Origin of the sequence: Thauera sp. (genome assembly GCF_034003485.1) — a bacterium.
Lineage (GTDB): Bacteria > Pseudomonadota > Gammaproteobacteria > Burkholderiales > Rhodocyclaceae > Thauera.
In genome coordinates this window covers 1-11,658 of record NZ_JAVEYL010000054.1, presented here as the reverse complement: position 1 = coordinate 11,658, position 11,658 = coordinate 1, and the positions used below count along the sequence as shown (strand labels likewise).

The following is an 11,658-nucleotide window of genomic DNA, read 5'->3' as shown; positions in this document are numbered from 1 at the left end:
GCTTGACGCTGTAGGTCGACACCACGGTGCGGAAGCTGCCCTCGGGCACCGCGTTCTCCTGGATGCAGGACACCGTGCAGGCCTGGCAGCCGATGCACTTGCGCACGTCGATCAGCATCGCCCACTGCTGCTTGCCGGTGGCGGCGATCGCCGGCGTCGGCACCATCGCCGCCGCGGCGGTGACCACCGGCACGCCGCGCAGGAAGTTGCGGCGCGAGGCCGAAACCGGTGCCGAGCCGGCACAGGCAGCGGAATCGGAGGATTGGAAAGCCTTGTTCATTGCGGTACTCCACGAGCCATTGGCGTGGGTGCCACTCTAGGCTTTCGATACCCCTACAGAAATTGGGGAGATGAGGCAGGGGGCTAGATGGTTTTACCTATTGTGCCGACCGCCGCCCGCAATGCCGGCGTAGCCGCGGGAGGGGCATAATCGGCCAGGTTTTCCCTCGAGAGCGCGCAACGATGCCTACCCACCCCGGGCACGGTCCCGACCAAGAGCCCGAAGAGCACCCCGCCCACCATCAGCATGGCGGCGTTCATGACGGTCACAGCCATGGACCGCAAGGCCACCACCACCACGACCACTCGGCAAGCCGCTTCCTGCCACTGGCACTCGCACTCACGCTGGGCTTTGCAGCGGTCGAGGCCGTCGCGGGATGGTGGTCGGGCTCGCTCGCGCTGTTGGGCGACGCGGGGCACATGCTCACCGACGCGATGTCGCTCGGGCTGGCCGCGCTCGCCGCGCGCGTCGCCCTGCGCGCGCCGAGCGTGCGCCATTCCTACGGCCTGCGCCGGGTGGAGGCGCTCGCTGCGCTGGTCAACGCGTTCTTCATGCTCGCTGTGGTTGGCGGCCTGGTATGGCATGCGGTCGAGCGCCTGCTGACACCGCGCGCGGTGGCGGGCGAGGCAGTGATCCTGGTGGCGATCGGCGGGCTGGTGCTGAACCTCGTCGTGGCCTGGCTGCTCACCCGCGGCGAAGGCGACTTGAACACCCGCGGCGCGCTGCTCCATGTCGTAGGCGATCTGCTCGGCTCCGTCGCCGCGCTCGCTTCGGGCATCGTGATCCTCTACACCGGCTGGACCCCGATCGACCCGCTACTGACCATGCTGATCTGCGGTCTGATCCTGTTTTCCACGCTGTCCCTGCTGCGCCAGGTGCTCAACACGCTGCTCGAAGGCGTTCCCGAGCGGCTGTCGCTGCCCGAGGTCGGGCAGACGATGGCAGCCGTGCCGCGGGTGCGCTCGGTGCACGACCTGCACATCTGGAGCCTGGACTCGCACCGCACCGCGCTCTCCGCGCACGTCGTGCTCGACGCCGCCGTACATTGGCCCGAGGCACTTGCGGCCCTGCAGACCTTGCTGCGCGAGCGCTTCAGCATCGAACACGTCACGCTCCAACCCGAACTACCCCCTGCATACCCCTTGCTTTTCGTGCCGCGCGCTGCCTCCGAAACCCGCATGAATACTGGGTTTTCGAGCAAATAGCCCCTCTTCAAGAGCTACTAGATCTAGTGCGTGCAAAACATTGAAAACACAAGTAAAACGTATAACTCATTGTTTATGAACGTTTTTATTTTTTTGCACTACTCACGCTTACGCGCTATTCTTTCGTCCGTTTCCACGCCTACCAAGGACGAAGAAGAAGACCATGAGCGAGACCACCAGCACCTCCACACCGCAAGGCGCCAAGCCCACCGCAGCCAACCTGCCGATGCAGGAGATCTCGGGCGAGGTCCTCGTCGAGAAATACGCCAAGGGTGACGAACAGACCGTCGCCGAAGTGCGCCGCCGCGTCGCGCGCGCGCTCGCCACGATCGAGTCCGAGGACAAGCGCGCCCACTGGGAAGCGAAGTTCCTCGAAGCGCAGGAAAAGGGTTTCGTGCCCGCCGGCCGCATCAACAGCGCCGCGGGCACCACGCTGGCCGCCACGCTGATCAACTGCTTCGTGCAGCCGGTGGGCGACTCGGTGACCGAGGCCGTCGATGGCCGCCCCGGCATCTACACCGCGCTGGCCCAGGCCGCCGAGACCATGCGCCGCGGTGGCGGCGTCGGCTACGATTTCTCGTCGATCCGCCCGAAGGGCGCGCTGGTGAAGGGCACGGCGTCGAACGCCTCCGGCCCGGTGTCCTACATGCGCGTGTTCGACCGCTCGTGCGAGACGGTGGAATCCGCCGGTGCCCGCCGCGGCGCGCAGATGGGCGTGCTGCGCTGCGACCATCCGGACATCGAGGAATTCATCCACGCCAAGGACGAAGGCGACCTCACCAACTTCAACATCTCGGTTGGCGTGACCGACCCCTTCATGCAGGCGGTCGAGGCCGATGGCTTCGTCGAGCTCGCGCACAAGGCCGAGCCCACCGAAGAACTGAAGCAGGCCGGCGCCTACCAGCGCGACGACGGCATGTGGGTGTACCGCAAGGTGCGCGCGCGCGATCTGTGGGACCAGATCATGCGCTCGACCTACGACCACGCCGAGCCGGGCATCCTGTTCCTCGACCGCATGAACGCGGACAACAACCTGTACTACTGCGAGACCATCGAGGCCACCAACCCCTGCGCCGAACAGCCGCTACCGCCCTACGGTTGCTGCTGCCTGGGCTCGATCAACCTGACGCCCTTCGTCAAGAACCCGTTCAGCGACAAGGCCGAGTTCGACTACGCCGGCTTCGGCAAGGTGGTCGACGTCTCCATCCGCATGCTCGACAACGTGCTCGAAGCCACCCACTGGCCGCTCGAGCAGCAGCATGCCGAAGCGCAGTCCAAGCGCCGCGTGGGTCTGGGTTTCACCGGCCTGGGTGACGCGCTGATCATGCTCGGCCAGCGCTACGACACGCCCGAGGCCCGCGAGGAAGCGCGCAAGATCTCCGAGTTCATGCGCAACCGTGCCTACCTCGCCTCTTCCGACCTGGCCAAGGAGCGCGGCGCCTTCCCGCTGTTCAACGCCGACCTGTACCTGTCGGGCGGCAACTTCGCCTCGCGCCTGCCGGCCGACGTGAAGGACAGGATCCGCAAGCACGGCATCCGCAACTCGCACCTGCTGTCGATCGCGCCCACCGGCACGATCAGCCTGGCCTTCGCCGACAACGCCTCGAACGGCATCGAGCCACCCTTCTCCTACACCTACACCCGCCGCAAGCGCATGGCCGACGGCACCTTCAAGGAGTATGCGGTCGAGGACTACGCGTGGCGCCTGTACCGCCACCTCGGCGGCAACGTCGACAAGCTGCCGGAATCCTTCGTCACCGCACTGGAGATCTCCGCGCAGGCGCACAAGGACATGGTCGCCGCGGTCGCGCCCTACATCGATACGTCGATCTCCAAGACGGTGAACGTGCCCGAGGACTACCCCTACGCGGAATTCGAGGACCTCTACCTCACCGCGTGGAAGGCCGGCCTGAAGGGTCTTGCGACCTACCGCCCGAACAACGTGCTCGGTTCGGTGCTGTCGGTCACACCGACCGCCGAACAGAAGCAGCCGCACGACGTCGAGATCGCCGACGCCAACAAGCGCCTGTCGATCAAGAACCTGCCGGCACCGGTACTCTCCAGCCTGCGCTGGCCCGGCCGCCCGGACCTGCCCGATGGCAACCTGGCCTGGACCTACATGCTCAACACCCCGTCCGGCGGCTTTGCGCTGTTCGTCGGCCAGGTGGGCAACAACGGCGGCAGCTTCCCGTTCGAGGTGTGGGTGAACGGCGCCGACCAGCCGCGCGGCCTCGGCGCAGTCGCAAAGACCCTGTCGATGGACATGCGCGCCAACGACCGGGGCTGGCTCAAGCTCAAGCTCGACACGCTGGCCCGCACCGTCGGCGAGCGTTCGTTCGAGATGCCCTTCCCGCCGCACGGCGAGAAGAAGCTGGTGCCCGGCGTGGTGTCGGCCTTCGCCCAGGCGGTGAACTACCGCTGCGAAAAGCTCGGCGTATTCGACAAGGAAGACGAGAGCAACGGCGTGCTCGACACCCTGTTCAGCCTCGAGGAGCCCAAGACCGGCACCGACGGCACGCTGTCGTGGACGGTGGACATCTACAACCCGGCCACGGGTGAAGACTTCGTCCTCGGCCTGAAGGAGATCACCCTGCCGGACGGCGTCACCCGCCCGTACTCGGTGTGGCTGTCGGGCAACTACCCGCGCGCCCTGGACGGCCTGACCCGCATCCTGTCGCTCGACATGCGCGTCATGGACCCGGCCTGGATCGGCATGAAGCTGCGCAAACTGCTCGACTACCCCGAGCCGCTGGGCGACTTCATGGCCTTCGTGCCCGGTACCCGCCGCCAGCAGAACTGGCCCAGCACGGTCGCCTACCTGGCACAGCTCATCATCCACCGCTACGCCATGCTCGGCGTGCTCGACGAGCGCGGCTACCCGACGCGCGAGATGGGCATCCTCGAGTCGCCGCGCGACGAAAGCGAGCCCAAGCTGATGCAGGGCGCGCTGTGCAGCGAGTGCGGCAACCACACGGTGATCCGCAAGGACGGCTGCGACTTCTGCACCGCCTGCGGCGCGGTCGGCACCTGCGGTTGAGCACGCGTGCGGCAGAGGCGGACACCGGGGCTTCATAGCCTATAATCGCGGCTGTCCGAACGAGATCGTGCAGGTGCGGGCCGCTCAAGCGGCCCGCACCTGTCTGAGCCCCCATGCCCACCTGCCCACGCTGCGACGGCACCGATTGTCGCGAATCTCCCTGGCAATCCGAAGACGAGAAGCGCGCCCACAAGGGCGAGCGCGCCTGGCGCTGCATGTCCTGCGTGCACCGCTTCCACGCGCCGGCACGCCGCAGCCTGCTGGTGGAGAATGCGCTCGTCGCCACCATTGGCGGCTCGACGCTGCTGCTCGTGATCGCGGTCGTGGTGATCATGATCGTCTGGAAGAGCTGACCGGACCGCCGGCATGAGCACCTCCGTCTGCTGCCCGTCCTGCACCGCGGCTGCGTGCCGCAAATCCCGCTGGCGCTCGCACGAGGAGCGCGCCGCCCATCCGGGCATGCACCCATTCCGCTGCCCGGCCTGCGGTGACCGCTTCCTCGCGCCCGTGCACCCGCAGGGGAGCGGACGACGCTGGCCGATGTGGGCTGCTGTGGGCGCTGCCGCCGCGGTCGCAGCCATCCTCGCGGCCACCGTGATCATCGCATTCGACGAGGACGCCCCGCCCGCGGTCGACACAGCAACGACCTCGACCTCCACCCGCGCCGCGGCCGAGGACGGCGACGTCGAGGCGCAGTTCCGCCTCGGCCGCGCCCTGCTCGCCGAGGCCGGCAGTGACGCCAGAAAGGGCGAGGAAGCCGGCAACTGGCTCAAGCGTGCGGCAGGTGCCGGTCACACCGGCGCGATGGTGCTGCTCGGCAAGCGCTACCGCAGCGGCATCGGCACGCCGCAGAACTTCGAGCTCGCCGCGCGTTGGCTCGGCGAGGCGGCGCGCGCAGGCGATCCCGAGGGCATGGTCGAGTTCGGCCGCCTGTACCGCAGCGGCATCGGCGTGGAACCCGATGCGGTCGAAGCCTATGTCTGGTTCAATCGCGCCGCTGCCGCCATGAACATGGAGGGCGTGCACGAACGCGACAGCGTCGCCCTGAAGCTGAACCCGGAAGACCTGCGCCGCGCCCAGGCGCTGTCGATCGACGAAGCCGAACTCGCCCCCGCCATGGCCGAGCCCGGCACTGCAGCGCCCGCAGAACCCGTCGCACCGGCGGCAGGCGACTGAGCGCGCTCACAACATCCCCCCGCCACCAACCCGTGCCCAACCAGCCCACCCCGTCTTCCCTGCCGCACCTCCCTTCCGATGCACCGCGACTGCAGTTGCGCGGCATCGGCAAGGTCTATCCGGGGGTGGTGGCCAACGAGGGGGTCGACCTCGCGGTGCAACCGGGCGAGATCCGCGCGGTGCTGGGTGAGAACGGCGCGGGCAAGTCGACGCTGATGAAGATCATCTACGGCGTCACCCGCCCGAGCTCAGGCCACCTGTTCTGGGAGGGGACGGAGGTGCATGTCGAGAACCCGGCGCATGCGCGCAGTCTCGGCATCGGCATGGTGTTCCAGCATTTCTCGCTGTTCGAGACGCTTTCCGTGGTGGAGAACGTCGCCCTCGCCCTGCCCGGAGCACCCGCGCTGGACGCGCTGGCGCAGCGCATCACGGAGGTCTCCGAGCGCTACGGCCTGCCGGTGGATCCGCGCCGTCGTGTGCACGCGCTCTCGGTGGGCGAGCGCCAGCGCGTCGAAATCATCCGCTGCCTGTTGCAGAACCCGCGCCTGCTGATCATGGACGAGCCTACCTCGGTGCTCACCCCGCAGGCAGTACGCAAGCTGTTCGCAACCCTGCGCCAGCTCTCGGCGGAAGGCTGTTCCATCCTCTACATCAGCCACAAGCTCGACGAGATTCAGGAGCTCTGCCACACCGCCACCGTGCTGCGCGGCGGCAAGGTCACAGGCGAGTGCATCCCGGCGCAGGAAACGCCGCAGTCGATGGCGCGCATGATGATCGGCAAGGACCTCCCGCACTGCGTGCATGGCGCGGCACGCACCGACGGCGAGTTGCGCCTGCGCCTGGCCGGCCTGTCGCACGCCAGCGAGGACCCGTTCGGCACCGACCTCGAGGACATCCACCTCGACGTGCGCGCCGGCGAGATCGTCGGCATCGCCGGCGTGTCGGGCAACGGCCAGCAGGAGCTGCTGCGCGCGATCTCGGGCGAGGAGGTGCTGGCGGAGAAGTTTCCCGTGCAGATCTGCGGCGTCGAAGCCGGCCGTCTGAAGCCCGCCGAGCGGCGCAGGCTGGGCCTGTGCTTCGTGCCGGAGGAGCGCCTGGGCCGCGGCGCCGTGCCCGGCATGTCGCTCGCCGACAATGCACTGCTCACCGCCGCACGAGGGCAAGGCATGCTGGCCGGCGGCTTCGTGCGCTTCGCGCGCGCGCGCGACTTCGCCCGGCAATGCATCGCGGCCTTCAACGTGAAGTGCGGCGGCCCCGACGCGGCGGCCAAGTCACTGTCGGGCGGAAACCTGCAGAAGTTCATCGTCGGGCGCGAGATCCTGCAGGCGCCCAGGCTGCTCGTGTGCGCCCAGCCTACCTGGGGCGTGGACGTGGGAGCCGCCACCTTCATCCGCCAGTCGCTGATCGACCTGCGCGACCGCGGCTGTGCGGTGCTGGTCATCTCCGAGGAGCTCGACGAGTTGTTCGAGATCTGCGACCGCATCGCCGTCATCGCCCAGGGCCGGCTGTCACCCACCCGCCCCGCGGGCACCACCACGCTCGAAGACATCGGCGTGTGGATGAGCGGCATGTGGCCCGCCGCCGACCTCGAACACCAACCCCCGGCCGGCATGCCGACGGAGCCCGCCGATGCTTGAACTCGAAGCCCGCGCCGAACCTTCGCGCCTGATGTCCTGGGCCTCACCGCTGCTCGCGGTGGCACTGACCCTTGCCGGCGGCATGGTGATCTTCACCGCGCTCGGCAAGGACCCGGCCGAAGGCTTCCGCATCTTTTTCCTCAATCCCGTGAAGGATCTGTACGGCGTCTCCGAGCTGCTGCTCAAGGCCACGCCGCTGATGCTGTGCGCGATCGGCCTGGCGATCGGCTTTCGCGCCAATGTCTGGAACATCGGTGCCGAAGGCCAGTTCATGCTCGGCGCGGTGGCCGCGACCGGGGTGGCACTGTCTTTCGATGGCACCGAAAGCGCCCTGCTGCTGCCGGCGATGGTACTGGCGGGCGCGCTCGGCGGCGCGGCCTGGGCCGCGATTCCGGCGCTGCTGCGCACACGCTTCAACGCCAACGAGATCCTGGTGTCGCTGATGCTGGTGTATGTGGCACAACTCTTCGTATCCTGGCTGGTGTTCGGGCCGTGGAAGGACCCCGACGGTTTCAACTTCCCGCAGACCCGCATGTTCAGCGACGCGGCGCTGATGCCGATGATGCTCGAGGGCACCCGCCTGCACTTCGGCTTCGTGCTCGCGCTGGCGGTGCTGGTGGCCGGCTACGCCTTCATGAACCGCAGCTTCGCCGGTTTTCGCATGCGCGTGGCCGGCGAGGCGCCCGATGCGGCGCGCTACGCGGGCTTCTCGGCACAGCGCATGGTGTGGATCGGCCTGCTGCTGGGCGGGGCGGCAGCGGGGCTCGCGGGCATGGGCGAGGTTGCCGGGCCGATGGGCCAGCTTACCGACAAGGTGGGCAGCGGCTACGGCTTCGCAGCGATCATCGTCGCCTTCGTCGGCCGGCTCAACGCCTTCGGCATCCTGCTCGCCAGCCTGCTGATGGCCCTGCTCTACATCGGCGGCGAACAGGCGCAGCAGTACCTCAACCTGCCGAGCTCGATCTCGATGGTGTTCCAGGGCATGCTGCTGTTCTTCCTGCTGGGCTCGGACGTGTTCATCCACTACCGCCTGCGGCTACGCCGCCGCGCGCCCCAGAGCGACTGAGGAGGCAACGGAAATGGATGCGAGCCTGTTCACATCGATCCTGTTCGCCACCGTGGTGGCGGGAACCCCGCTGATCATCGTCGCGCTGGGCCTGCTCGTGAATGAGAAGGCCGGTGTGCTGAACCTGGGCGCCGAGGGCATGATGGCCATGGGCGCGGTCGCCGCCTTCGCCGTCACCCACCACAGCGCCAGCCCCTGGCTGGGCGTGCTGGCCGGCATGGGCGCAGGCATTGCGATGGCGCTGCTGTTCGGCGTGCTGACGCTGACCTTGATGGCCAACCAGGTCGCCTCGGGCCTCGCGCTGGCAATCTTCGGCGTGGGCCTCGCGGCTTTCGTCGGCAAACCCTATGAAGCGGTCGCGCTGCAGGCGGTGCCGCCGATCCGCATTCCCTTCATCGCCGACATCCCGCTCATCGGCGAGGCGCTCTACAACCAGCAGGCGCTGGTGTATTTCTCCTGGGCCCTGTTCTGGACGCTGCTGTGGTTCCTGCACCGCAGCCGCGCCGGGCTGGTGCTGCGCGCGGTGGGCGAATCGCCCGCCTCGGCGCACGCGATCGGCTATCCGGTGGTCCGCATCCGCTATCTGGCGGTACTGTTCGGCGGCGCCATGGCCGGTATCGGCGGCGCCTTCCTGTCGGTGTTCTACACGCCGATGTGGGCCGAGGGCATGGTCGCCGGGCGCGGCTGGATCGCGCTGGCGCTGGTGGTGTTCGCCACCTGGCGGCCGCTGCGGGTGATGATCGGTGCCTACCTGTTCGGCGGCGTCATGATCACGCAGCTCTTCATCCAGGGCTCCGGGCTGCAGATCGACTTCCCCTCGCAGCTGCTGTCCTCCCTGCCCTACTGGGCGACCATCGTCGTGCTGGTGGCGATCTCGCGCAACGCCGGCACGATCCGGCTCAACTCTCCGGTGTCGCTGGGCAAGCCCTACCGGCCGGAAAGCTGACGCTGCCGAAAGCGTGAAATTTTCGGGTTGACCCCGCCTCCGGGTGGCGTAGCATCGCGCCCGAACCTGACCGGAGAGGCTCGGCGCCTCCCCCATAATGCTCCTCGACCTGATCCGGACCACTGCCCTCCTTCTCGCCCTGTGCATGCTGCTCGGCGTCAACCAGCGTTTCTGGGCGTCGGGCAGTCTACAGGCCCAGCTCGGCGCGGGGCTGATCTTCGGGCTGATCTGCGTCGCCGGCATGATGATGCCGGTAACCCTCGCACCGGGAGTCATCGTCGATCCGCGTTCGGTGGTGCTCAGCCTCGCCAGCCTGTTCGGCGGACCGTTGACCGGCGCGCTCGCAGGCCTCATCGCCGCGGGCTATCGCATCGCGCTTGGCGGGGGCGGCGCGGCGATCGGTGTTACGGTGATCGTGATCGCCGTGGCCAGCGGGCTGTTCTACCGCGGTACGCTGCGCAGCCTGGGGGCCAGCAAGGCGCCGCTCGGCCTGTTCGCGTTCGGGGTCGTCCTGCACTTCATCACCCTGCTGATGATCTCCCAGGTTCCCGGACAGAGCATGGCGAGCGTGTTCGAAGCACTGGGCCTGCCCTATCTGCTCGTGATGGGCGCCGGCACCGCCCTGGTGGGCATGCTGCTGCTCGACATCGAACGGCGCCGCGCCACGCAGCTCGCGCTGCAGAAGAGCGAGGCTCGCCTGCGCGCAATCACCGCGGCGCTGCCCGATCTGCTGTTCCTAATCGACGAGGACGGGCGCTTTCTCGAGGTCATCACGAGCAGGCACGAACTGCTCCACACGCCGGCGGCGAGCGTGATCGGAAGACGCTTCGATGAAGTCCTGCCCGAGGCGCAAGGCGCTGCGGGTCTCGCGGCGATCACACGCGCACTGGATACCGGAGCGCGCCAGACCCTGGAGTACACCCTGTCCACCGCAGCCGGCGCACGCGATTTTCGCGCCTCCATCCAGGCGCTCGACCACGCCCTGGACGGGCAGCGTGCGGTGGTCGCGCTGGTGCAGGACGTCACCCAGGCGCGCGCCAGCGAAGCGGAGATTCGCAATCTCGCCTTCTACGATCCCCTCACCAGCCTGCCCAACCGCCGGCTGCTGACGGAAAGGCTGGAGCACGCACTCGGCGACGGCAGCCGCGGCAGCGCACATGGCGCGCTGATGTTCATCGACCTGGACGACTTCAAGAACATCAACGACGTTTTCGGCCACCAGGCAGGGGATCTGCTCCTGCGCGAAACCGCCACGCGGCTGTGTGCCATCGTGCGTGAAACGGATACCGTGGCACGTTTCGGCGGCGACGAGTTCGTGATCCTGCTCGAGCACCTCCCACAAGGCAGGAGGGAGGCCGTCGCCGCAGCGGATCAGGTCGCTGCCAAGATACTCACCCGGCTCGGCGCCCCATACCGCATCGGCGGCCGACAGCAGACCACCACCGCGAGCATCGGCCTGGTGATGTTCGGCGACCGCCCCTACACGGCGGAAGAGCTGATGCAGCGCGCCGACCTGTCGATGTACGAATCCAAGCGCAGCGGCAAGAACACCGTGCGCAGCTTCGATCCGACCATGCAGAGCAGCCTCAGCGAACGCATGCGCACTCAGGCCGCGCTGCGTGCCTCCCTGGAGAGCCGCGAATTCTTCCTGCACTACCAGCCCCAGTTCGACCGCGAAGGCCGCATCACCGGAGCGGAGGCCCTGTTGCGCTGGACGCATCCGCGAGAGGGTGCCATACCGCCGTTCCAGTTCATCAAGCTTGCCGAGCAGATGGGGGTGATGCCCGAGCTCGGCCGGCAGGCCATGGAAATGGCCTGCCGCACCCTCGCCGGATGGGCTGCGGACCCCCGGCTCCAGTCCTGCTCGCTGGCGGTCAACGTCAGCCCCGCCCAGCTCTATCGGCCCGGCTTCGTGGACGAGGTGAGCGCCCTGCTTGCCCATACCGGCGCCCCGGCCGAGCGGCTCAAGCTCGAGATCACCGAATCGCTGCTACTCAGCGACATCGAGCAGGCGATCACCGCCATGAAGCAGTTGCGCGCGATGGGCATCCGCTTCTCCATCGACGACTTCGGCACGGGCTATTCGTCGCTGAGCTACCTGCAGCAGCTGCCGCTCGACGAGTTGAAGATCGACCGCGTATTCGTGCGCGACCTGCCGGACAATGCAAGCAGCCTGGCGATCGTGCGCACCATCATGGCGCTTGCGGACGCGCTGAGCCTGCGCGTGATCGCAGAGGGCGTCGAGACCCATGCGCAACACACCTGCCTGCTGGACAACGGTTGCGATGGATTCCAAGGCTATCTGTTTGCC

General features: G+C 67.8%; 8 protein-coding genes and 1 pseudogene. 8 read left to right on the top strand and 1 reads right to left on the bottom strand.

From position 1 onward, the window contains the following. Positions 1–280 (bottom strand): annotated as a pseudogene (locus RBT54_RS17400) (tetrathionate reductase subunit B); the annotation flags it as partial. A gap of 182 nt (positions 281–462) precedes the next feature. Between RBT54_RS17400 and RBT54_RS17395 the strand changes: the two are divergent. The 8 genes from RBT54_RS17395 to RBT54_RS17360 all read left to right on the top strand — a co-directional run. After that, a complete protein-coding gene (locus RBT54_RS17395; protein WP_320368279.1) occupies positions 463–1,485 on the top strand; it encodes a cation diffusion facilitator family transporter in 1,023 nt (340 codons plus the stop codon). A 163-nt stretch (positions 1,486–1,648) separates the two neighbouring features. Next, positions 1,649–4,522, top strand: coding sequence for an adenosylcobalamin-dependent ribonucleoside-diphosphate reductase (locus RBT54_RS17390; RefSeq protein WP_320368278.1), 2,874 nt, complete (start codon positions 1,649–1,651; stop codon positions 4,520–4,522). Positions 4,523–4,635: 113 nt separating this feature from the next. Continuing rightward, positions 4,636–4,875 (top strand): hypothetical protein, encoded by a 240-nt coding sequence (locus RBT54_RS17385; protein WP_320368277.1) that lies wholly within the window; start codon positions 4,636–4,638, stop codon positions 4,873–4,875. Positions 4,876–4,888: 13 nt separating this feature from the next. After that, positions 4,889–5,698 (top strand): tetratricopeptide repeat protein, encoded by an 810-nt coding sequence (locus tag RBT54_RS17380; protein WP_320368276.1) that lies wholly within the window; start codon positions 4,889–4,891, stop codon positions 5,696–5,698. A gap of 32 nt (positions 5,699–5,730) precedes the next feature. Next, positions 5,731–7,335, top strand: a complete 1,605-nt coding sequence (locus tag RBT54_RS17375) for an ABC transporter ATP-binding protein (RefSeq protein ID WP_320368275.1) — start codon at positions 5,731–5,733, stop codon at positions 7,333–7,335. Further along, entirely contained in the window at positions 7,328–8,401 is a 1,074-nt protein-coding gene (locus RBT54_RS17370) for an ABC transporter permease (protein WP_320368274.1), read from the top strand. Before RBT54_RS17375 ends, RBT54_RS17370 begins: the two co-directional genes overlap by 8 nt. A gap of 13 nt (positions 8,402–8,414) precedes the next feature. Further along, positions 8,415–9,347, top strand: coding sequence for an ABC transporter permease (locus RBT54_RS17365; protein ID WP_320368273.1), 933 nt, complete (start codon positions 8,415–8,417; stop codon positions 9,345–9,347). A 97-nt stretch (positions 9,348–9,444) separates the two neighbouring features. Continuing rightward, positions 9,445–11,658: putative bifunctional diguanylate cyclase/phosphodiesterase (locus tag RBT54_RS17360; protein ID WP_320368272.1), on the top strand; the 2,214-nt coding region annotated here is incomplete at its 3' end.